General features: G+C 65.0%; 17 protein-coding genes. 10 read left to right on the forward strand and 7 right to left on the reverse strand.

Translation table 11 applies throughout. The features are described 5' to 3' along the window. Nucleotides 1-309 precede the first annotated feature (309 nt). The 7 genes from ACGF4C_RS20110 to ACGF4C_RS20140 form a co-directional block, all read right to left on the reverse strand. Nucleotides 310-1,461 carry an acyl-CoA dehydrogenase family protein gene (locus ACGF4C_RS20110; RefSeq protein ID WP_393567914.1) on the reverse strand — a complete coding sequence of 384 codons (1,152 nt, stop codon included), beginning with the start codon at nucleotides 1,459-1,461 and terminating at the stop codon, nucleotides 310-312. Beyond that, on the reverse strand, nucleotides 1,458-1,931 hold the full coding sequence (locus ACGF4C_RS20115) for a YbaK/EbsC family protein (RefSeq protein ID WP_393567916.1): 474 nt from the start codon (nucleotides 1,929-1,931) through the stop codon (nucleotides 1,458-1,460). The genes ACGF4C_RS20110 and ACGF4C_RS20115 overlap by 4 nt, the downstream gene beginning before the upstream one ends. Beyond that, nucleotides 1,928-3,517 (reverse strand): amino acid adenylation domain-containing protein, encoded by a 1,590-nt coding sequence (locus tag ACGF4C_RS20120; protein WP_393567918.1) that lies wholly within the window; start codon nucleotides 3,515-3,517, stop codon nucleotides 1,928-1,930. The genes ACGF4C_RS20115 and ACGF4C_RS20120 overlap by 4 nt, the downstream gene beginning before the upstream one ends. Beyond that, nucleotides 3,498-4,268 carry a thioesterase II family protein gene (locus ACGF4C_RS20125; RefSeq protein ID WP_393567920.1) on the reverse strand — a complete coding sequence of 257 codons (771 nt, stop codon included), beginning with the start codon at nucleotides 4,266-4,268 and terminating at the stop codon, nucleotides 3,498-3,500. Before ACGF4C_RS20125 ends, ACGF4C_RS20120 begins: the two co-directional genes overlap by 20 nt. 7 nt (nucleotides 4,269-4,275) lie before the next feature. Beyond that, on the reverse strand, nucleotides 4,276-4,545 hold the full coding sequence (locus tag ACGF4C_RS20130) for a phosphopantetheine-binding protein (protein ID WP_393567922.1): 270 nt from the start codon (nucleotides 4,543-4,545) through the stop codon (nucleotides 4,276-4,278). 11 nt (nucleotides 4,546-4,556) lie between these two features. Then, nucleotides 4,557-5,504, reverse strand: a complete 948-nt coding sequence (locus ACGF4C_RS20135; protein WP_393567924.1) for a chlorinating enzyme — start codon at nucleotides 5,502-5,504, stop codon at nucleotides 4,557-4,559. A gap of 293 nt (nucleotides 5,505-5,797) precedes the next feature. Further along, the gene (locus ACGF4C_RS20140; protein WP_393567926.1) at nucleotides 5,798-6,292 is read right to left on the reverse strand and encodes an Lrp/AsnC family transcriptional regulator; all 495 of its coding nucleotides are present in this window, start codon (nucleotides 6,290-6,292) and stop codon (nucleotides 5,798-5,800) included. 801 nt (nucleotides 6,293-7,093) lie between these two features. Here ACGF4C_RS20140 and ACGF4C_RS20145 point away from each other — a divergent pair. The 10 genes from ACGF4C_RS20145 (at nucleotide 7,094) to ACGF4C_RS20190 (ending at nucleotide 22,239) form a co-directional block, all read left to right on the forward strand. Further along, nucleotides 7,094-8,014, forward strand: a complete 921-nt coding sequence (locus tag ACGF4C_RS20145; protein ID WP_393567928.1) for a ParB N-terminal domain-containing protein — start codon at nucleotides 7,094-7,096, stop codon at nucleotides 8,012-8,014. 493 nt (nucleotides 8,015-8,507) lie between these two features. Next, nucleotides 8,508-10,346, forward strand: a complete 1,839-nt coding sequence (locus ACGF4C_RS20150) for a carbamoyltransferase (RefSeq protein ID WP_393567930.1) — start codon at nucleotides 8,508-8,510, stop codon at nucleotides 10,344-10,346. 260 nt (nucleotides 10,347-10,606) lie between these two features. Then, nucleotides 10,607-12,142, forward strand: a complete 1,536-nt coding sequence (locus ACGF4C_RS20155) for an NAD(P)-binding domain-containing protein (RefSeq protein ID WP_393567932.1) — start codon at nucleotides 10,607-10,609, stop codon at nucleotides 12,140-12,142. 91 nt (nucleotides 12,143-12,233) lie between these two features. Continuing rightward, a complete protein-coding gene (locus ACGF4C_RS20160; protein ID WP_393567933.1) occupies nucleotides 12,234-13,472 on the forward strand; it encodes a cation:proton antiporter in 1,239 nt (412 codons plus the stop codon). A 122-nt stretch (nucleotides 13,473-13,594) separates the two neighbouring features. Continuing rightward, nucleotides 13,595-15,208 (forward strand): hypothetical protein, encoded by a 1,614-nt coding sequence (locus tag ACGF4C_RS20165; protein WP_393567934.1) that lies wholly within the window; start codon nucleotides 13,595-13,597, stop codon nucleotides 15,206-15,208. A 29-nt stretch (nucleotides 15,209-15,237) separates the two neighbouring features. Continuing rightward, complete coding sequence (locus ACGF4C_RS20170) at nucleotides 15,238-16,473, forward strand: acetyl-CoA carboxylase biotin carboxylase subunit family protein (protein ID WP_393567936.1); 1,236 nt, start codon at nucleotides 15,238-15,240, stop codon at nucleotides 16,471-16,473. A gap of 128 nt (nucleotides 16,474-16,601) precedes the next feature. Continuing rightward, entirely contained in the window at nucleotides 16,602-17,654 is a 1,053-nt protein-coding gene (locus ACGF4C_RS20175; protein ID WP_393567937.1) for a cytochrome P450, read from the forward strand. A 411-nt stretch (nucleotides 17,655-18,065) separates the two neighbouring features. Next, on the forward strand, nucleotides 18,066-19,307 hold the full coding sequence (locus ACGF4C_RS20180) for an MFS transporter (protein ID WP_393567939.1): 1,242 nt from the start codon (nucleotides 18,066-18,068) through the stop codon (nucleotides 19,305-19,307). 196 nt (nucleotides 19,308-19,503) lie between these two features. Then, nucleotides 19,504-20,190 (forward strand): pyroglutamyl-peptidase I, encoded by a 687-nt coding sequence (gene pcp / locus ACGF4C_RS20185; RefSeq protein ID WP_393568030.1) that lies wholly within the window; start codon nucleotides 19,504-19,506, stop codon nucleotides 20,188-20,190. A 66-nt stretch (nucleotides 20,191-20,256) separates the two neighbouring features. Further along, the gene (locus ACGF4C_RS20190; RefSeq protein ID WP_393567941.1) at nucleotides 20,257-22,239 is read left to right on the forward strand and encodes a GDSL-type esterase/lipase family protein; all 1,983 of its coding nucleotides are present in this window, start codon (nucleotides 20,257-20,259) and stop codon (nucleotides 22,237-22,239) included. The last annotated feature ends 33 nt before the right edge of the window (nucleotides 22,240-22,272 follow it).

Genomic DNA, 22,272 nt, shown 5'->3' on the forward strand with positions numbered 1-22,272 from the left:
CGAGGGTGGGCCGCCAGTTCCCGGTCCGTTCAGCCCTGGGTCGGAACCGGGTGGGAAGGGGGCTGACGCTCGCGTCTCCGTTCAGAACCCGGCGACGATCGAACCTCGATCGGCTCGAATATGGATGTTGCCGCCCGCCGCGACACCGGGTGGGACGAGCGGTACACCCCCGCCGAGCAGCGTCGCGAAGCGTGTTTCCCAGACGATCGCGTGTCGGATGCGGAGGGCTTCCCTCTCTTCGCCGGTGACAGATCCCAAGGCGGAGGCAACTGCGTCGAGGATTTCGAAATGCGCTTGTTCACGTACGTTTCACGCCGTCTCGTACACCAGGTCGCGCAGCAGCTCGCTGGCTCCCGCGGCGATCGGGCCGGCCATGGCGTCCCGGTACAGCCGGGCCGTTGCCGCGTCGGCTGCGTACCCTCGTGCGCCGTGGAACTGGAGACACGTCTGCGCTGCTGTTACGGCCAGTTCGGTTGCCTGGAGTTTGAGGACGGAAGCGGTGTGGGTGTCGAGCTTTCCTTGGGAGTGCAGCCAGGCAGCGCGGTAGCCGTAGTGGCGGATCAGGTCGTAGGAGCTTTTCAGGTCCGCGATCCGGTGGCGCACGGCCTGATATGTGCCAAGGGGCGCGCCCTTGACCTGGTGTTCGCGTACGAAGTTCTTGAGCAGGTCGAGGCAGTGCTGGACTCCACCGACCGCGAGCAGTCCGGCCACCAGTCGTTCGAAGTCCAGAGCGCGGACGAGATGCAGCAGGGCCTTGTCACGTCGGCCCACGAGCTGGTCTGCGGGGACGGCGACATCCGTGAACCGCACCCGGCAGATGTCTGCGCTGTGCCACCCCAGCATCGGCTCCGGTGTGCTGCTGACACCGGAAGCGTTCGCGTCGACCGCCAGCAGGCTCGCTCCCGCCAAGCCCCCGCTGTCCTGCGTTTCGCGGGTCGTGGCCAGCGTGATGATGAAGTCGGCCTGGGAGCCGTTGGCGACGTACAGTTTTTCGCCGGTGAGGTGGTAGCCGCCGGCCACCGGGGTCGCACGGGTGCTCAGTCGGCGTAGGTCGGAACCCGCAGTGGCCTCGGTGAGGGCGAGGGCTGCGATCAGTCGTCCCTCGCGTGCTGGGGGCAGGTATCTTTCCTGCTGTTCCTGGGTGCCGAACAAGTGCAGGTAGGACACCGCCATATACGCGTGGACTGCGACAGAGGCGCGTATGCCGCCGTAACCGGTCCTCCCGAGTTCCTCCAGGAATATGGCGCTGTGCAGGAAGTCGGTGCCGTTGTGTTCCAGCGACAGCAGGCCTGACTCGCCCAGTGCCAGCCAGCCGTCCCGCGGAATGCGGTGAGCGCTCTCCCACTCATCGGCGTGCGGGGACACCACGTCATGCAGGAGGCCCCGGACATGCTTGCGGAATCCGGCGTGGTCGGCGGCGAGATAGGCGTCGGGGCCGGGTTCGGTCCGGTCGGTCCTCACTTGACCGAGATCACGGTATGCGGCGGCAGGATGTCGGTGATCTTCATCGGGATCTTGAAGACGGCGCGCGGTGTGCCGGCCGCGGCCCACGTTTCCCCGAATTGCAGGAGGTCTTCGTCCACGAAGAGTGCGAGTTCCTCCTTGTGCCCCAGCGGCGGCACCCCGCCGATGGTGTAGCCGGTCACGGTCTTGACGAAGTCGGCGTCGGCTTTGGCGATGTCCGTTCCCAGCGCCGCGGCCACGGCCCTCTCGTTGACCCGGTTGGGACCGCTGGCCAGGACGAGTACCGGCTCCTCCGTGGCCGCGGCGCGGAACACCAGCGACTTGACGATCTGGGCCTTCTCGCACTGCAGCGCCCGCGCCGCGTCGTCGGCCGTGTGCGTCGACTCCGGGAGTTCGACGACGGTCAGGTCGAGGCCGTGCTGGTGGAGCCACTCCTGGTACTGACGGGCTCGCTTGCTGAGGTTCATGGCGATGACGCTCCGGAAGGGTGATGAAGGGTCAAAAGGGCAGCGCGATCGACCTTGCCGGTTTCCGTGAGAGGCAGCGACCTGCACACGTGCATGGCGGAAGGAATCATGTACTCGGGCAGCCGTGAGGTGAGCGTTTCACGGACCGCCGAAGGCGTGCAATGTGCCGTTGCCGGCACGACGAAGGCCACCAGGATCTTTCCCCCGGCCGTAGTCTCTGCCACCGTCACATAACTCTGCTTGACGGTCGGATCCTGGTCGAGGTGGTGGGAGATTTCGCCGAGCTCGACGCGGAAGCCGTTGACCTTCACCTGGTGGTCGAGCCGTCCTTGAAAGACCACATTGCCGTCTTCCAGCAGATGACCCCGGTCGCCCGTACGGTAGAGCCGCTCGCGAGTGCCGTCGATGTCGCACACGAGGAACCGGTCCCGCACCGACTCGGGTTGACCGAGATATCCGGGGGAGAGGCCGGGACCGGCCAGCCACACTTCGCCGACCTCACCGGGCGCGCACAGCCGCCCGTTGTCGACGACGTACAAGCGGGTGTTCTGAATGGGCAGTCCGATGGGCAATGCCGCACCGGCCGGGGGTAGCTCACGCACCGGGTAGAAGGTGGCGAAGGTGGTGCACTCCGTCGGGCCGTACACGCTGACGAGCCGGTCGGTTCCGTAGTGCTCCAGTGCCTTGGCGATATGGGTGACGGAGTGCGCCTCCCCGCCGGTGAGGATGGTCCGGACGGGGGACAGCGTGTCCGGGGCCTCGTCGACCACGGTGTTGAACAAGGCCGTGGTCAGGAAGACCGTCGTGACACCGTGCTGGGCCAGGACCCTCCGCAGCTCGGAAAGACGCACGAAAGGGGACGGGTAGAGCACGCAGGTACCTCCGTGCAGCAGCGGTCCCCAGATCTCGAAGGTCGCTGCGTCGAAGGAGACGGGAGCCGCGTGCAGCACCACGCTGTGCTCGTCCAGTCGGGCGTAGTGGGCGCCGAAGACCAGGCGGGCGACACTGCGGTGGCGGATCGGCACGCCCTTGGGGCGACCGGTCGAGCCCGATGTGAAGTTGATGTAAGCGAGGTCGTCCGGGCCGGGGCAGGTAGGGGGGTTGCCGTGGGTGTCGGTGGACCTTGTCTCCCCGACGTCCGCTGCAACCACCTGCTGGCCCGGGAAGCGGTCTGCGAGCTGCCCGGCCTGGTCAGTGATGATCAGTCGGCATCCGGCATCACGGAAGACGGCGCTCAGCCGCTCGTGGGGCCAGGAGACGTCGACGGGCAGATAGGCGGCGCCGCACTTCAGCACCGCCAGGAGTGCGGCGATCAACTCCGGGGAGCGGCCGATGCACACGCCGATGGTGTCATGGGGGCCGGCACCCTCCGCGAGCAATCGTGCGGCCATCGCGTTGGCGAGCCGGTTCAGCGACCGGTAGGTGAGCTGCCGGTCGCGGTGAATGATGGCTACGGCGTCGGCATGGCGTGCGGCGCAGTGTTCGAAGAGGTCTTTCAGACTCGTGTCGCTCGGATACGGCTCGGTCGTTCGATTGATTTTGCGGTGAAGTGAGAGCGCCTTCTCATCACAGCTCAGCTGGTCCACCAGACGCTCCCAGTCGTGAGTTGAGGGTGTCGAGCAGCTGCGGGCGATGCGTGAGGGGGAAGAAGTGCCCACCCGCCATTTCGATCAGCTCGAAGCCGCGGCGGCTGAACCCTCGCCAGCCGTCCATGCTCAGCTCGTCGTCGATCGGGTCCGCACGTCCGTACATCGCCGTGATGGGTACGTCCACCCCGGTGCCGTGCCGGTCGCCCCACAGCTCGGCGAGCCGGATCTCGCTCCGTATTGCGGGCAGGAGCAGCCGCATGAGCCTGTCGTCGTGGAGAAGCTCAGGAGGGGTGCCCCCCATGTGCAGCAATACGTCACGGAAGACGTCGTCCGGCAGATCATGCATATAAGGACGAGCCTGCGGGGCTTCCGGGCTGCGGCATCCGGAGACGAAGAGGCGTCGTGTCCGGCCGGGGTGTTCGCCGCCGGCGTGGTGAGCCACTTCGTACGCCAGCCGGCCGCCGAAGCTGTGACCGTACAGGGCATGAGGGCGCTCAAGGTAGGGAGACAACACAGCGATGATGTCCGTGAGCAGGGGGCCCCAGCTTGCGTAGACCGCTTCCTTGATACGGGGCCCCCGCCCGGGCAGTCTCGCGGCGATCACCTCGACGTTGTCGTGCAAGCCCGCTGCCCAACTCCGGAACACCTCCGGGCTGCCGCCCGCGTACGGGAAGCAGATCAGGGTGATGCTCGGGGAGCGGGACGCCTGCTTGCACGTCAGGATCCAGCGGTCGTGGTCAGACTGCACAGCGGACCTATGAGCCGGTGACCGGCGCCGGCCGCGACTGGTTTCGCTGGATGACCGAGGCGACGGCGCGGATGCTGCTCTCGGCGAACAGGTCGTCGGGCGGCAACGCGTCTTCTCCGAAAACCTCCTCGGCCCGGTCGATCAGTTTCACCGCGCTCAGCGAAGTGCCTCCGGCCGCGAAGAAGTCGTCCTCGGCCGTGGTCACCTTCAGCCCGAGTTCCTGACACACACCGATCAGCCAGGTCTCCACCCGCTGGTCGTTCGCGATCTCAGACATGGGCTCTCCTCCTAACGGACCGGGAAGCGGAAGCCGTTGACCGTGTGGTCCACGAACGTGTTGTGCCGGTACCTGTCCTCGCCGGACACCATGACGGCGCCGTACTTGTCGAGACTGGCCGCGCCGCCGAACTCCTGCAGCGCATCGGAATGCGGATACACCTGCACCTGCGTGGGCAGATAGCGGGCCGCAAAACCAAGGCGCATGCGGTCGGTCAGACCGCTGTGCGGGTGGGAGGCGTGCATCAGCGTCGACCAGAAGATGATGAACTGCCCTTGCCGCATGACTTGGGAAACGGCCTTGGACTCGTCGGGGGACCAATCGGGGTCCTTCTGCAGCTGCCGGTAGTCGTATCCGAAGAAGCCCCGCCTGATCCCGTCCTTCTCGACCTTGTTGATGGAATGCGGGTCGTACGTCATGACCTTGGACTCGTCGTAGTGCATCGTCTTGTGCGACCCGGGCACGAATTGCAGGCATCCGGTTTCGACACTGGCCTCGGTGAAGGCCGTCCACACCGTGATGGTGCCGCCGAATTCCGAGTCCTCCGGCCACACGATCTGTGGATGCTTGGAGCCGGCCACGTTCGAGAAGTTGTCCGCCTGGTGCCAGTCCGTCCCTTCGTCCCCCGGGTACTTGGGGAAGAACTCGGTGCGCCAGCAGAGGACGTCCGGGCCGAGCAGGCTCGACACCCGGTCGACGATCTCCGGCCTGGTGATGTGCTCGGCGAGGAAGTCGACGTCCAGGTGGCGGTCGTAGTTGGCCAGGTTGGTGCTACCCGAGACGGCCTGCTTCTGGCTGTAGATGGAGGTCTTGGTGTTGATGAGCTTGGGCCTGAGCCGCTGAAGGTTCTGCTCCATTTCGTCCTCGTCGTAGAGGTCGAACGGACCGATGTAACCGTTGTGGTGGAACTGCTCGATTTCCGCGGAACCAAGGGCGAAATCGACGGACTGCTGTGTCATGTGTCGCCTTCTTTTCTGCATCTGTTGCCCACACATGGGCCCGGTGGAGGGCACGAGAGGGCATAGAAGATGCCGGGGAAAGAGGGGGTGAGGGGGGAGGGGGGAGAGTGCGACGCAGGGCAAGAACGCGCCAGAACCCTTTCAGGGCCACCGTTCAGGCGAAGACAGAGGTTTCCCTATGGAGATCTCAGAGGGAAACGATCTCAATGGAACAGTGGCTCCGGCTTTCCGTCAAGCGCCTTCGGCGCTGACCGGAGCGTGTAGGTACCGGCGCATGGCGGGTATTCCGTGCCTTACGCCGGTCCGCTGTTGCGGGTAGGGGAGACCGGCGGTGCGGCGTCGATGGCTCTCCTGGTGAGGTGCTCGTAAATGATGTGGGTCCGCACCTCCATCACCTCTTTGTGCCGGGTCAGACGGTCGGCGACGAACGAGTAGAGCTCGTCGGTGCTCGCCACCGCCACATGGAGCAGGAAGTCGTCGCTGCCGGTGGTGATGAAGATCCCCATGACTTCGGGGACGGTGTGCACCCAGTCCCGGAACGGTTGCAGGACGGCGCGGGAGGGCGGGTACACGTGGACCGCCACAAGTGCCTGGACGGGCCTGCCCAGCGCGGTCAGATCGAGTTCGGCGGTGAACCTGCGGATCACGCCTCTGCGCCGCAGCGCCCGGAGCCGTTGAAGTGATGTCGAGGGGGCCACCCCGACGGCTGCGGCGAGGTCCCGGTTGGTGCGGCGGGCGTCCAACTGCAGGGCCCGAAGAAGTGCGTGATCGAGATTGTCCAGTTCCAAGGCACTCTCCATCGCAGTCGCCCGATGGGCCGGCCTCGTGCTCGGGTCGTACGCCGGCGCCGTGACCTTGATCCTGAGTCACACGCTGCTCTTCGGGCAACTGCGTTCCCGCCCGGGCGCCATGCCAGTGGTTCGACGCCTCAAAACAGGTGGTCCGCGGCGGGCCTGCGGAAGGAGGAGCGAGAGCCGTCGCAGCGAGCAGACGGCGCCTGCATTCAGATGTTCGGCGGAACCCGCCGTACGGGGTCGCGCACCGAACCAGTGACGGCGCATATCCACCGTCGCGAAACGCCATGCCACGGCGGTGGCCGAGGTGCTGGGCGGCCCGTATGTTGCAGGGGCTCGTACCCGGTTGTCCCCTCGCGCGCCATCCGCAACCGAGGCCAAGACGGGACCGGCACGTGGAGGAATGCCGACGGCTGCTCTCGTGCGTTTGCCGAATCCGATTGTCGTCCCCACCTACATCGTGATCACCGAGCCGGTAACAACCCCTTCTCCCATCACGCGCTTTCGACCCATGCGTCCGACATAGCGCGCAATACTTCAGCCTCACGTGTCGTCGACCGGTACGTGAGAGTGCGCATTTACCTACGCGAAGGTCGGTTCTTTACTTGTCGTAGATCAACTGATGGTCGGCGAATGACTCGCGACCGTCGGGTGATTGGTTAGTTTCGAAACATGACCGTGCCTGTCAGTGGGACCTGACACGCACGGCTTTGCAGGTCAGGAAGCATCCGATGTGCTCCGTCCGGCAGCGCGGAGCGTGAGCGGCCGGCACGGATCGTTGATGAAGGGGGACTCTTGGACCGCTGGAATCACGACGCATGCGACAGGGATTCAGCTTCATCGGCACAGGACGGCGTACAGGAGAATGTGCAGTCCGTGCCGGTGAGCTCGTTAAATATCGGCAACTCACTGAGGCAGGGCGGGATAAACACCGACCATGCACGGGCGTTGGCCGAATCTGTGGACAGTCTCCCGCCGATTCTGGTGCACCGCGGCACCATGCGGGTGATCGACGGACTCCACCGGCTCATGGCGACCGAATTCCTTGGGCGCCAGCAGATCGACGTCCGGTTCTTTGACGGTGATGAGGATGAGGCGTTCGTGGAGGCGGTTCAGGCGAACGTCGCGCACGGTCTGCCGCTGACTCTCGCTGAGCGCACGGCCGCGGCCGCACGGGTCGTGCGGACCCACGCGGAGTGGTCGGACCGCAGGATTGCCGCCGTCGTCGGCCTGTCGCCCAAGACGGTTGGTGCGGTGCGAGCGAGGTCAAGTGAGGAAATTCCTCAGACCATGGCCAGGGTCGGTCGCGATGGCCGGGTCAGGCGGCTGCCGGAGCGGAAGCGCAGGACCAGTACGACGGTCGCTGCCGATGATTGCGGGGCGGCCAACAGTAGTTCGGCCGTGCTTCCCCGTAGGCCCGCGTCGTCCTCGCCTCCCGCCCGCCAGCGTGGCGTCACCGTCGGGGACTACCTGGCGAGGTATCAGACCTTGCGCCAAGACCCCTCCTTCCGGTTGACCGAGACGGGCCGGTTCCTGCTCAGGCTGCTTGAGCTCCACTTCGTCCGCGAGCGAGAGTGGGATCGCTTGATCGCCAACGTGCCGCCGCACCAGGCCGACTCGGTTGCCGACTTGGCGAGGGAGTGCGCCAAGGCGTGGCTTCACTTCGCCGACAGAGCCGAGCAACAAGGCTCTGCGATGGTCCATCGCGCGGTATGAATCCTTGAAGGCGGCCGGGAGAACGGCGGCAGCTACATGCCGGTAACCGGTCGCCTCCGAAAAATGACGCATCGCTGCGGAGCGAGTAAATTCCCTGACGCATGACATCGTCATGCGACCGACAAATGCCTTCGACGGGACGACGCTTGACGAGCCAAAACCGCTCTGAGTAGCGTCCATGTGCAGCAAGTGATCAGGCGCCGCGGATCCCGTTGATCTGATTCTGACGCCTTCGAGATACGCGCCGTGCGGTATGTGACCGCACCCCTCGAATATTCCCAGCTTGGTGACTCGACCACCGGAGCGGGCTCCTCGGCAAATGCATGGGAAGGCTGGTCATGTCAAAGGTTCTCCATAAGATTCCGATCCTCGGCGGCCTTCTGAAGAGGCTGTCGATGCGCAAGAAGAAGAAGGATGGCGGCGACGCCACGATGTATCCGCTGTACTGAAGTACCTCGGCCATCATCTCGCCGCATGTAAAGGAATCGGTCAGATGCCCCACTTGGCACTCGGTATTTCCTCCTACTACCACGACAGTGCAGCGGCTCTGGTCGAGGACGGGAAAGTCATCGCGGCTGCTCAGGAGGAGCGATTCAGCCGGCGTCGGCACGACGCGTCGTTTCCCGCTCAGGCCGTGAAGTACTGCCTCCTGAAGAGTGGGGCGAAGCTCGACGATGTGTCGACGGTCGCCTATTACGAGGACCCGCGACTGAAGTTCCGCAGGGTTCTGGCGACGTTCGCCACGGCCGTTCCGTATGGCTTCGCTGCCTTCTCAGAGGCGCTGCCGGACTGGCTCTCCTGGAAACGGCGGGCGGATGACACCGTGCGGCAAGAGCTTGCCGGGCTAGGCATCGGCCCGGTTCCCGCCCTCTCCTGCCACCGGCATCACGAGTCGCATGCCGCGTCGGCGTTCTTCCCCAGTCCCTACGAGTCCGCTGCGGTCCTGTGTGTCGACGGCGTAGGGGAGTGGGCGACCACGACGCTGTGGCAGGGGAGGGACCGCCAACTACGACAGCTCGCCGAAATACGCTTCCCGCACTCGCTGGGGCTGCTGTACTCCGCCTTCACCTACTTCTGTGGGTTCAAGGTGGACTCGGGCGAGTACAAGCTGATGGGCCTGGCGCCGTACGGCAAGCCTCGCTATGCCGACGTGATCCGGAAGGAACTCATCGACATCAAGCCGGACGGATCCTTCCGGCTGAACATGCGGTACTTCGCGTACCTGCACGGCCAGGTGATGACCGGCCGCCGCTTCGCAGAGCTCTTTGGCGGCCCCCGGCGTAGCCCCGAAGGGCCGCTCACAGAGCGGGAGTTCGACCTCGCGGCTTCGATCCAGCAGGTCACGGAAGAGGTCGCCGGCCGGCTGGCTCGGACGGTGCGCAGGCTGACCGGGGAGCGTCGGCTGTGCCTCGCGGGGGGTGTTGCCCTGAACTGCGTCGCCAACGGGAAGCTCGCCGAGGAGAAGGTGTTCGACGAGGTCTGGGTGCAGCCGGCCGCGGGCGACGCGGGCGGTGCGCTCGGCGCGGCCATGGCGGCCGCGATGAAACGCGGCGCTTCCCGGGCCCACGTCGGTTCGGGACGCGACGGGATGGCGGGTGCCCTGCTCGGGCCCGAATACGACGACGAGGAGATCCGCGGCTACCTCGACGCCAAGGGCCTTCGGTACTCCCGGCCGGAGCCCGACGCGCTGATCCGGGAAGTCGTCACCGCGCTCGATGCCGGAAGGGTCGTCGGGTGGTTCCAGGGGCGCATGGAGTTCGGGCCGCGGGCCCTGGGCAACCGGTCGATCCTGGGCGATCCGCGGGACCCGGACATGCAGACCAAGATGAACCTCAAGATCAAGTTTCGTGAATCGTTCCGTCCGTTCGCTCCCTCGGTCCTGGCGTCGGATGCCAGGGAATACTTCCGGCTCACACAGGACAGCCCCTACATGCTGTTGGTGGCGGACATCGAGCACAGCAAGCGGGTGGACAGCAGTCCGTCGGCCGCGCAAGCCACCGGTCTCGACCTGCTCCGCATCCCGCGGTCGGTCCTTCCGGCCGTCACGCACGTCGACATGTCGGCCCGAGTCCAGACGGTGGCAGAGGAGGACAACCCCGCCTACCACCGCCTGCTGTCCGCCTTCAAAGAACGCACCGGATGCCCGGTGCTGGTCAACACGTCCTTCAACGTCCGGGGTGAACCGATCGTGAACACGCCGGCCGACGCCGTCACATGCTTCATGCGCACCGACATCGACATGCTCGCGATCGGTGGGTTCCTCCTGCGCAAGGAGGTACAGCCGGCCTGGCACGAGAACGGCGACTGGCGTACCGAGATCCCTCTCGACTGACGACAGCGGACATCACTGAGGCCTGGGGGTGCGCATATGCGCAGAGGCGTCCTATTCCTTTTCTACTTCCTCGTGCTGACGCCGATCGGACTCCTGTACCGAATGGTGCACGATCCACTGCGTCGTGAATTCCGGTCCGATGCGCAAAGTTATCTGATTCGCGTGCGGCACGACTGACCCGTTAGCGCGGGCAAGAAGAGCACGAAGCCATTCACTACCGCATTCCCCGGTGAATGCCCTGACAGTTCGGAGAAGAGATCATGGGACATCTCGTGACCGAATACCTGGTGATAGGGGCCGGCCCCGCCGGGCTCCAGATGGCTCATCACCTGGAGCGTGGCGGGCAGGAGTATGTAGTACTCGATGAGGGATCGGCACCCGGCGGGTTCTTCAGCAGGTACCCCAGGCACCGACAGATGATCTCCAACAACAAGCGCTACACCGGAAGTTCCGACCCGGAGTACAACCTCCGGGTGGACTGGAACTCCTTGCTCAGCGATGACCCCGACCTGCTGTTCACGCGATACAGCGAGAGCTACTTCCCGCAGGCGGACGACTTCGTGCGCTACCTGTCCGACTTCGCGACCAAGCTCCGACTCCGGCTGAAGTCCGGCTGCCGGGTCACGCACGTCTCCCGCGACCAGGACGGGTTCTCCGTAACCGACGACCACGGTGACACCTACTTGGCGCAACGGGTGATTGTGGCGACCGGCGTGAGCCTCCCGAACGTTCCCGACATCCCCGGCATCGAACTCGCCGACCAGTACGCGACGGTGTCGGTCGATCCCGACGACTTCACCGACCAGCGCGTCCTGATCATCGGCAAGGGAAATGCGGCTCTGGAGACGGCCGACAACCTGATCGCGTCCGCAGCGGTCATCCACGTCGCGGGACCGAATCCCCTCAGGCTGGCCTGGCACAGCCATTTCGTCGGGCACCTCCGTGCGGTCAACAACAACTTCCTGGACACCTACCTGCTCAAGGCCCAGAACGCGGTGCTCAACGTAGGTATCGAACGGATCGCGAAAGCGGACGCGGGCTATGAGGTGGACTTCCGGTTCACTCGCGGTGTTCGTCCCATCCCGTACGACCGCGTGATCGCCTGCACCGGATTCCGCTTCGACGCAGGACCCTTCGACGAGAGCTGCCGCCCGGCTCTGGCGATCAATGACCGCTTCCCGGAACTGACCGGAGCCTATGAATCGGCCAACGTGGAGGGACTGCATTTCGCCGGAACGCTGACGCAGCAGCTCGACTACCGCAATTCCACCAACGGTTTCATCCACGGATTCCGGTACGGCGTGCGGGCCTTGCACCGGATCCTCCAGGAGCGTCATCACGGCGTGCCGTGGCCCCATCAAGAAGTCGTGCCGCGCACGGAGGACCTGGCTGCAGCGGTCCTCGACAGGATCAACCGATCCTCGGGTTTGTGGCAGCAGTTCGGAATCCTCGCCGACGTCCTGGTCGTTCCGGCCTCGGGCCCGGCCCGCTACTACGAGGAGGTACCTGTCCGCCAACTGGCCGCCCGTGGATTCACCGACACGGATGACGTGTTCGCGGTGACGCTGGAGTACGGCCCGACGCCGGAGAACAAGGTGCCGTTCGACGGCACCATTCTCCACGCGAGCGAGGGGGCGGACTTCCACCCGGTGATCCGCCATTACCGCGCGGGCGATCTCGTCGCCACCTGCCACCTCGCGAGCGATCTCGAGAACGACTGGCGCCGGCCGGACGCCCATGTCGTTCCGCTCGAAGACTTTCTCAAGAGCTCGGTGGCCGAGCATGCCACGCGGTGAGGGCCTGCCCGACGACGACCGTGTCCATCGACACGGAGGGAGGTAGGTCATGAGTGCGTCCGAAGCCGGACCGGCGTTCTTCCTGGCCGTAGTGGTGATCCTGGCGGCCTGCCGACTCGTCTGCTGGGCGGCGGTGAAGATCGGCCAGCCACCGGTCGTCGGAGAGATGATCGCCGGTGTGCTGCTCGGGCCCTCGCTGCTGGGGCTGCTCTGGCCGGGGCTGCAGAGCGCACTCTTTCCCGACGCCATCAGACCGTTGCTCTACGTCGGTGGCCAGATCGGCCTCGTGATCTACATGTTCGGCGCGGGGCACGAGTTCAGCCTGCGCAATGTGCGCGGATCGCCCAAAGCGGTCGGTGCGATCTCGCTGGCCGGGAACCTGGTGCCCCTCGGCCTCGGAGTGGGAGTGAGCCTGCTCGGCAACAGCTGGGCCGGCATCCTCAAGCCGGGAGTCTCCCCCTGGGTTTCGACCGCGTTCATCGGCGTCGCGCTGGCGATCACTGCCTTTCCCATGATGGCCAGGATCATCACGGAACGGCGGCTGGCCGGCACGAGGTTCGGGTCACTTGCGCTCGCTTGTGGCGCACTGGACGACGTTCTGGCATGGATCCTCCTGGCGATCGTCGTGGGCATGCATGCTGGTTCGGCCACTCCTGTGACCATCGCGGTCGTCGGCGGTGTGCTGTTCGCCCTGTTGCTGTGGCTGGTCGGGCGGCGCCTCTTGGCGAAGGCGCTCGGCGACCCGCGGGTCAACGAGGACCAGCGGGTGCTGATCACGGGGATGGCGTTGTTCGCCGCGGCGTGGTTCACCGACCGCATCGGGATCTACGCGGTGTTCGGTGCCTTCTGCCTCGGGATGGTCTATCCGCGGAATGAGGCAGCCGACGCGGTGCTCGCGAAGATCATGCCGCTCGGACGCATCGTCTTCCTGCCGCTGTTCTTCGTCTACTCCGGCCTGAACACCCGCTTCGCGTTGCTCGCAGACTGGCGACTGGCCGCCTTCACCTTGGTGTGCGTAGTCGCGTCGGTGGTCGGCAAATGGGGGGCGTGTTGGGGCACGGCACGGCTGATGGGTGAGAAACAGCCGATCGCCGTACGGATCGGTGTGTTGATCAACGCGCGCGGACTGATGCAACTCATCGCCCTGAACGTCGGGTTGCAGGCGGGCATCGTCTCGCCCGCCCTGTTCACGGTGCTGATCATCGTTGCGCTGGTCACCACGACGATGACGGCACCGCTGCTCGCCTGGATGGACCGCAGGGACAGCCGACGGCAAGCCGGGGAGTTCGCCGATATGGACCTGGCCGTGGACCAGGCGGTCCGCAGCTGAAACCCGCGGGCGTGGGAGCGCACCGCACACGCCCGCAGCACCTACCAGGAAGGCCAGATGCGCCATGCCTCATGTGAGACGACCGGACGACGACGCCGGCCGACCCGGGCGTATGGATCGCGATGCCGCTGTCTGACCCGGGGTGGACCGCGGTTGAACTCGCCCTGACCCTCGCCCTGTACCGCTGGCTCGTTTCCCCGCTGATCGGCTGGTGTGCCGTGCGGCTGGGCGCTGGGCGCTATCCCGCGGTAGCTCTCAACGGTACGTATCCGGAGGCACCTCCACGGGCTGCGGAGTCGCTTCAGGCGGGCGCGGTGGTCGCTCTTCTCAGCGCGATCGGAACCACCGTCGGTTCCGAGCCGACGGGAGACCTGGCGCTGGTGCCGGCCGTGGCGTTGGCCCTCGTCCTGTGGAAGTACCTCACCCTGGACTATGACGCGGCCCGGAGTCTCGGTTGGCAACGTGCGGACAGGCTGGCGGTGCTCCTCGCCGGTGTGGCGGCGCTGCGCTGGCCGAGCCTGGCCGTCCTCGCCGTGGTGCTGGTGTGTGGGCGACTGGGCGGGTGGACGCACCACTCGAACGTCTGCCTCCGGATGGTGAAGGCCACCTTCTGCTACTCGCTCGCTGTGGGGGTGTTGCCCTGGCTCGGCGCCACACCTCCTGCGGCGTCGAATACGACGCTGGCGGTGCTCCTGGGCAGCGTGTACCTCAGCCACTACGTCACGGCTGCCTGGAGCAAAGCGAGGCTGGGACGCTTCCCTTGGTCCTGGATGCTCGAAAACCGCACCGACCTCCTGGTGGCCACCTCCTATGCGTGGGGGTGGGCGAGATTCATCCCGGCTCGGAGAGCCGCGAGGATCGTCAGCGCTCTACGCCGTGTCACCGTCCTGCTGAACGTCGCGACCATGCTGGTCGAGCTCGCCGGTCTGCTGGCCTTCGTGAACCTCTGGTTCTTCGTCTTCGCCGTGGCCGGCGCCCTCACGTTCAACTGCGTGGTCGCACTCACCTCGGGCCTGCTGTTCTGGGAGAACATCGTGACCGGAGTGGTACTGGCAGCCGCGGTCTGTTCCGTCTCCGGATCGACTGACCCGATCCATTTTGGTGCTTGGCCATGGGCCTTGAGTGTGGCCCTCATGGTTCTGGTACTGGCAGGATGGGCCTGGCGGCCCAACATTCTGGGGTGGTGGGACACGCCCTTCTCGGCGAAAGTCTTCTGGACGGTCGAAACCAGCGACGGTGAGACCTACGGGTTGTACAACGACTTCATGAGCCCGCACGACCGTGAGTACGCTCGTGCCGCAGGAAATGCCTTGATTCCGGAGCCCCTCGTCACCTTTCCGCTCGGTGGTGTGGAGGACGTCGCGATACGTGATCACCTCGTACGGGCCAGTCCGCGCGACGACGACATCGAACGGACGAAGAGTTTGTTCGGCGCCATGCAATTGAACGAGGAGCGTGCGGCCAGGCATGTGACGTACATGAGGCACTTGATGACTGCCGTGAACTCCGGTACACCTAAAAGTCCCTTGCCCAGGGCGCTGTGCTGGCTCAAGGCACCCGGAGGGCATCTCTATTACTGGGGTGACCTCCCCAGGTACCGGAGATCAAAAGGCAGGGTCTCGAAGGTCGCGGCCTGGTACCGAGAAGAAATATATTCGAGCGAAGAGCAAGCATGGATTCGTCTACGGAATCAGTTGCTCTTTTCGGAGGACATTCCCGTCGCCGGTCGGAACTGAGCCAAGTGCATGCGCATCGGAGGAGATTCATGCATGTTGTACTCGTGGGACCGCGGGAAGAGATCGTACGCGGACTGCGTGCCGACGGGCACGAGATAACGTTGCTCTACGAGCCGGGGCATCGCGACCGGGCGGTCGGCCTGGCGGACCAGGTGCAGCGTATGTGTGCGGTGGATTCCTACCGCAAAGTGGAGTCGCTGTGGTCGGCCCTGCACCATCTCGAACCGATGAACCCCGTGGGCGCGGTGGTCACGACGACGGAGTGGGCGGTCGTGGCCACGGCGGTCCTGGGGCAGCTGATCGGTGCTCGCTCCCTCACCCCCGCACAGGCACTTGCCTGCCGGGACAAGGGAGTCCAGAAGAAGAAGTGGAACGAGGCCGGAGTGCCGACAGCCGCATGGCACGTGTTGTGCAACGGTCTCGCCTCCACGGCAGAAGCAGAAGCCTGCCTGGCGCACACCGGCTTACAGTTCCCGCTGGTGGTGAAACCACTGGCCGAAGGAGCAAGCAAGTCGGTGAAGGTGGCCCGTGACGTCGATGAGTTCGTGGCCGCAGCCGGCTCCATCGACGGCGGCCGGGCCATGGTCGAGCAGTTCGTCGAAGGCCGTGAATGGCATTTCGACGGGATCGTCGAAGACGGAGAGCTGTCCGCCTTCATGGTCTCGCGTTACAGTGAGCCCCTGCTGTGCACGAAATACGGCAAGCCCATTCGTTCGATCGCGCTGACGCCGGCACTCAATCGAGAGATATACGATTCAGCGGCCGAACTGGCCTTACGGGCACTGCATGCACTCGGGATGAAGACGGCCGTCTTCCACCTGGAAGCATTCGGTGAGCCAGGAGAGTTCGTGGCGAGCGAGCTCGCCTGTCGCCCCGGTGGTGGAATCGTTGGCGTGATGACCGAACGCGTCATAGGCGTGGATATTTACGAGGCCAGTGCGCGCGTCATCACCGGCGATCCCATACCCCGCTGGGGCGAGGAGACCGAGTTCACCCACGCATGGACCATACTTCCCACCGCGCCCGGCAAATTGAATACTGTAGAGCCTGAAGAAATCATGAAGCTCCCGGGTGTGGACAGCGTGATCATGCGTCTGGAAACGGGTAGCCCCATGCGCGATATGGCGGATGCCTCGACAACGGGCGTCGGCTGTGCGGCGGTGAAAGGTATGTCGCCCCTCGAATGTCAGGGCTACATCGACGAGGTGGTGTCCGCCGTGGAAAAGATCCATGAGAGTGCCCCCTTCGAGGCGGTGGAGTCATGAATTCCCCTCTACATGTCCCAGTTACTCCTGAGGTTCGCTACGACCCGCTCGATCCCGAGACGCTGACGTCCCCCTACGCTCTCTACGCCCATCTCCGAGAGACCGCCCCCGTCTTCTGGCATGAACAAATGGAGTCGTGGGTCCTCACCCGCTACCGCGATTGCCGGGACGTGCTGAGGGACTACCGCCTCTTCGCCCGGGACCGGCGCCGGGTCGGCGAGGACGTCGAGGAGTTCCGTCAGAGCATCCAGTCACTGGATCCGCCGGCCCAGACCTCGTTGCGCGGACTGTTCATCAACGCGCTGCGGGCGCAGGATTTCGACGAGATCGGGCGGCGTGCGCAACGCCAGATCGCGGACATCTTCCACCGCCTGTCGGACCGGGCCGAGTTCAACTGGATGACCGAAGTCGCCGCCCCGGTCTCGCTGTCCATCACGGCCGATCTCTTGGGCGTCGAAGAGCCGGAACTGGGTCCGTACGTACAGATATCGGACGCGCTCGCCCGACGGATGGACTCCGGTCTGCTGCCCAGTACGGTCCAGGTCGGGGACCAGGCCCGGAAGGAGTTCAACGCTCTGGTCGACTCCTGGTTCGAGACCAATGACCGCCCGGGCACGTTGCACCACGTCAGGGCGCACGCGGCCAAGGCGAAGGTTCCGGAGCACTACATCCGCAACACGACCAGCGTGACGTTCAACGCGAGCTTCGGCACCGTGTACGCGACCGCCGGGAACGTGGCTTTCACGCTCCTGCAGCATCCCGAGGCTCTGGAGCAGCTGCGCGACGACGGCCTGTTGGACACCGGCGTGGACGAGTTGATCCGCTTCGACGGTCCCGCCCAGGGCACGAGCCGGGTGGCGACCAAGCGCACGACGATCGGCACCACGGTGATCGAACCGGGGCAGACCGTGCTCACGCTCATGGCCGCCGCCAACCGGGACCCGGAACAGTTTCCGCGGCCGGACGAACTCGTCCTGGACCGGTCTCCCAACCAGCACTTGGGATTCGGCTGGGGTCCCCACGCCTGTCTCGGCACCATGTTCGGCCAGCTCGCGGTGAAACAGCTGGTGATCGGCCTGCGCAACGCGCCGGTGCCGCTCAGGCTGGCCGGAACACCCGTACGCCGCCGTACGGCGACGGTGCGGAGCCTGGACGTCCTCCCCGTCACGTTCCGTCAGTAGCCGCACATCACCATCCAGACTTCACGGGCGCGGATCCACAGCCGGTGACGGCGGGTGAGTTGCCGCTTCGCCCAGGCCTCTGTGGAGTCCCGGGCGAAGTCCCGTCCCGTGATCAACAGCCGATCGACGAAGAAGGAGGTGCCCCATGAGCTACGACCACTAAGGAAGAATGCATGGACGGGCCCGGCGCCTGCCGGGCCCGCTCCATTTTCGGAACCGCTGGTCGGTTTTTCTCGCATCCCTGGCCGTGGCGCCGCGGAGATTCGGGCACAGATTCCGGCGGAAGGCACCGCATCATCTCGTCAAATACAAACCATGTAACGGTCAATACTGTTGTGGCACGGGTGACTTGGCGTTGTAGGCTCGTGCGTCTCTTCACCGCTTCCCGTCCGTATCGAGCAGGATGAGAGAATGAGCCTGAAAACCGAAACGACAGCTGAAGAACCGGCCGAGGCAGTCGGAAGTCCATTCGGTCTGCCGGCGTTCCGATGGTTCTTCACGGGGCGGCTTGTCTCGCTGCTGGGCAGTGCGATGACCCCCGTCGCCTTGTCCCTCGCGGTGCTCAATGCGTCGAACAGCGCCGGCGACATGGGCGCGGTGCTCACTGCCAACACGATCCCGCTCATCCTCTTCACCTTGGCCGGCGGTGTCGTCGGGGACCGCTTCTCGCGACGCCTGGTACTGCTGCTCTCCAACCTGGGTGCCGCCCTGACCCAGGCGATCGTCGCCTTCTTGCTGATCTCCGGGAATTATCACCTCGGCTCACTGATCGCGCTCGAAGCGCTCAACGGAACGATGGCCGCTTTCACCAATCCGGCCCTGCGCGGTATCGTTCCGGACATTGTGCCCAAGCTTCAGATCCAGCGGGCGAATTCTGTTCTGGGTTCGGCGAAGAATGCGGCGAAAGTACTGGGCCCGACAGCCGCGGCCACGATCGTCGCCACTGCAGGCGGTGGTTGGGCCATCTCCTTCGACGCGGCCACGTACTTCGTCGCGGCTGTGTGCATGGCTCGGCTGAAGGTGGCCGGTAACACGCCGCCGCGGAAGGCCAGTGTCCTTGTGTCCCTTCGCGAGGGGTGGACCGAATTCAGGTCGAGGACCTGGGTATGGACGATCGTCGCCACGTTCGGCGTGGCGAATTATGTGCAGGTTGGCATCTGGACCGTACTGGGCCCCCTGATCGCCAAGGAGCGCATCGGCGAGACCTCCTGGGGAGTCGTGCTCAGCGTCAAGGCGGCCGGCGTGCTGCTCATGGCCGTGCTGATGTACCGGATCGTCCTGAAGCGTCTGCTGCCCGTGGCGCAGACCTGCGCGGCGCTGGTGGGTCTTCCTCTCATTGCCCTGGGGCTCGTGGCGAACGTGTACTGGCTGGCCGCCTCCGCATTCATCGCGGGTCTGAGCCTCGGCTTCTACAGCGTTGCCTGGGAAACCACGCTCCAGGAGCAGATCCCGAAGAACATGATTTCCCGGATCTCCTCCTACGACAATCTCGGTTCCTTCATCGCCATTCCGGCGGGGCAACTCTCCGCGGCGCCACTCGCGAGCGTCTTCGGCGCTTCCCGGGTGGCGCTGGTCGGCGGATTCCTGTGGATCATTCTCACGCTCTGCCCCCTGGCGGTGCCGTCGGTACGGGGAATGCGGCACGCCGTCTGACGGGGCCCCGGCCTGCGCCCGTGTTCGGCTCCTCGTGCTGCGCTGAATTCTAAGAACTGGTGAATCCGTTCCCCGCCTGCCCATCGATGGGTAGGCGGGGAACGACTGTTGCTGAGTTTCGCGATGCGACGCCTTGTCTCGTCCTTCGTCCGGTCGATAAAATCTGAAACACCTTCCGCTCCAGCCACCGGAGGTCATCGTTTCTCGCATTCTCTTGACCGGAGTAGAACCCTTCGGGCGAAATTCCCTGAATTCTGCATGGGAGGCCTGCCGACTGGTGGCAGACGACCCCCCGGCGGGCTTGCAACTGGAAGTCGTCCAACTCCCCTGTGCGTTTGGTGATTCCATAGCGGCCCTACGCAAGGAAATCCTGCGTACCGAACCGGAACTGGTCGTTGCCACCGGTCAGGGAGGCAGCCGACCGGACATCACCATCGAGCGCGTCGCGATCAATCTCGACGATGCCCAGGGGCCGGACAACAAGGGGAACCAGCCCATCGACGCACCCATCGTCCCCGACGGGCCGGCGGCCTACTTCTCCACCCTTCCGGTGAAGACCTGCACCGCGGCCGTCCTGGAGGCCGGCATACCCGCCTCGATCTCACACACGGCCGGCACCTTCTTGTGCAACCACATCGCGTACGGCCTCGCCCACCTCATCGCCACCGAATTCCCGACCATCCGCGGCGGTTTCGTCCACGTGCCCTTCACTCCCACGCAGGCCGCGGACCGGGAGAGGCGGCCGTCGATGTCGAGCGCCACCGCAGCCGATGCGCTGAGAGTCGTACTGGCCACCGCCAGTGTGACGGAGAGTGACAGCGAAGCCGTGGGGGCGTCACGGAGGGGCCCCGCGTCCTGGTTCTCACGGCGATCGCGGAAGTAGTCCGGTCGGCACGTCCCGAGGGTGGTTCCGTGCACCGATCCATCGCGAGCAGGAGGGAGACAGGCCATGCGCATTCTCGTTCTCGGCGATTCATGCAGTGCGGGGATCGGGGCCCCACAGACTGTTTACCCGTCCGTGCTGCACAAGATCCTGGGCGAAGCACATCGGATCGAGAACCACGCAGTCCCGGGCTTCACGAGTGCTGACGCAGCGCGGTACTTCCGGCGATCTCTTGCACATGGGCGCTGGGATGTAGTGATCGTGTATCTAGGGAACACCGACGGTGCCCAGTCGCGTTACAAGGGCTCCTACAAACCCTGGCGAGACAGGGCGCGGTGGCTGCCCCGTCGGCAACCGAAGAGACCGATCGTCCGCATCCAGCAGAAGAACAAAGGTCAGTTCGACGAACGGGACGAAAGGCTCTCCGTCGCCACCACACCACAAGACTTCCGGAAGAACCTTGAGTCGATCGTACGGCCGGCCCGCCGTCGCGGAATCCGAGTCATTCTCGTCAATCCCATCGCCAACACCCGGTTTCCAGCCGCCATGATGGCGAGCAATGCCTCGTTCTACAAAGTGGTGGGCCTCGACGCGCGTTTGGCTGACGATCTCGCTGGCCGAAGCGAGGAGTCGTGCCTGCTGATCGACGCAATCCGTGACCACGAGAACGGGAACTTGACGTCAGCCACAGAGAAGTACCGGAAGCTGGCCCAGGAAGAGAGCCGTGTCTCGCCCATTGCCCGCAACAACCTGGCCGTGTTGCTCGATCAGCAGGGCGCCGAGGACGAACCGGTCGCCGTACTGGAGAAGTTGGCCGACAACGTAGGCGCAGCTGGTGCGGTCGCTGCCTACAACCTGAGCCGTTTGCTGACCCGTAAGAACCAAGAGAAACAGGCACAAAGCTATGCACGCCGCGCAGTCGAGAGCGACAGCAACCTGTACCGCATTAAGTCTGAGTACCGTCGAACCATTACCGCGCTGTCGGCACAGATGGACGTCGAGGTGCTCGACCTGGCGTCGCTTCTGACCCCGGCTGATTTCTTCGACTACTGCCACCCGACGGCCCAGGCGCACGAAAGAATCGCAGCGGCCCTGGCAGAACGGCTGGCCCGCGGCAGCGGCGGCAGTACGACGGAGCGCGACGCGGGATACCTATGCGTCTATCCCAGCCCGGACGCCTTCTTCGACGTGGGACCGACACTGGCGGACCACTTCTCCCTCGACTTCGACGTGCTGCCGGCAGACGTGCGGGACGAGGCCCAGAAGGTGCTGCAGAGCGCTCGTGAGCTAGGGACCGCAGATTTTCTCACCGGGGAGCCTGACTGGCCCGAACCCGCATCGGATCTGCAAGCCAACATCATCAACACCTTCCGATATGCCGCAGAGCACCCCTTGATCACCTCGCTGGACGACCTCAAGGAATGGCTGCCCGAGTACGGCTGGGAGATCGGAAGGTTCCCGGAGTACTACGTGTGCCGCATTCTGCACGACTATGCCATCGCCGCGGAAACGTCGGGCGTCGACGGCGGGGCGGCCATGGATGCCGTCACCCGACACCTCAGCTCCGCCGTGCAACGGCAGCGGGTGCTGCCGCGCTTTCCGCCGAAGGCGGCGAGCAGACTCCGGATCGATGTCGCGTACGGCTGGCGCGTCCTCGAGAAGACCCAGCGAAAGCTCCTGAGCAGCGATGCCCTCTTTGACGATTCCCGCGCGCTCCGTATCGTCACGGTCCGGAACTGGTACCTGCGTGAAGCATTCCGGTTCGGTGCTCATTCCCGTTACGGCATGTTCTACCCGGCATGGGATCTGGAGAGGCTGATCGAAGGTGTCTGCGTCTCCCTCACCATATTCCGCCATCGGCACGATGACGAGTCAGCGGATTGCGCGGCATCACTGCTGGACAAGCTGGTGCAGCTACGCGACGTGCACGAGAAGTATGCCATCCAGCATGTGCAGGCCGGAGAGTTGGCCGGCCGTGAGGAATACCGAGCAGAACTCGCCCAGCTGAGGATTCGGTTCGACGTTTCATCTGGGACTCAAGTTCCGTAGGGCGGTACCCGCGCCCACCCCTCCTGGCTCGGG

Origin of the sequence: Streptomyces sp. NPDC048197, from assembly GCF_043202395.1 — a bacterium.
Lineage (GTDB): Bacteria > Actinomycetota > Actinomycetes > Streptomycetales > Streptomycetaceae > Streptomyces > Streptomyces siderophoricus.

Excerpts from the sequence above, each read along its gene's own strand:
- ACGF4C_RS20180 (WP_393567939.1), top strand. The coding sequence starts at position 18,066 with ATGAGCCTGAAAACCGAAACGACAGCTGAAGAACCGGCCGAGGCAGTC.
- ACGF4C_RS20155 (WP_393567932.1), top strand. The coding sequence starts at position 10,607 with ATGGGACATCTCGTGACCGAATACCTGGTGATAGGGGCCGGCCCCGCC.
- ACGF4C_RS20130 (WP_393567922.1), bottom strand. The coding sequence starts at position 4,545 with ATGTCTGAGATCGCGAACGACCAGCGGGTGGAGACCTGGCTGATCGGT.
- ACGF4C_RS20115 (WP_393567916.1), bottom strand. The coding sequence starts at position 1,931 with ATGAACCTCAGCAAGCGAGCCCGTCAGTACCAGGAGTGGCTCCACCAG.
- ACGF4C_RS20175 (WP_393567937.1), top strand. The coding sequence starts at position 16,602 with ATGGAGTCGTGGGTCCTCACCCGCTACCGCGATTGCCGGGACGTGCTG.
- ACGF4C_RS20135 (WP_393567924.1), bottom strand. The coding sequence starts at position 5,504 with ATGACACAGCAGTCCGTCGATTTCGCCCTTGGTTCCGCGGAAATCGAG.
- ACGF4C_RS20150 (WP_393567930.1), top strand. The coding sequence starts at position 8,508 with ATGCCCCACTTGGCACTCGGTATTTCCTCCTACTACCACGACAGTGCA.
- ACGF4C_RS20165 (WP_393567934.1), top strand. The coding sequence starts at position 13,595 with ATGCCGCTGTCTGACCCGGGGTGGACCGCGGTTGAACTCGCCCTGACC.
- ACGF4C_RS20190 (WP_393567941.1), top strand. The coding sequence starts at position 20,257 with ATGCGCATTCTCGTTCTCGGCGATTCATGCAGTGCGGGGATCGGGGCC.
- ACGF4C_RS20170 (WP_393567936.1), top strand. The coding sequence starts at position 15,238 with ATGCATGTTGTACTCGTGGGACCGCGGGAAGAGATCGTACGCGGACTG.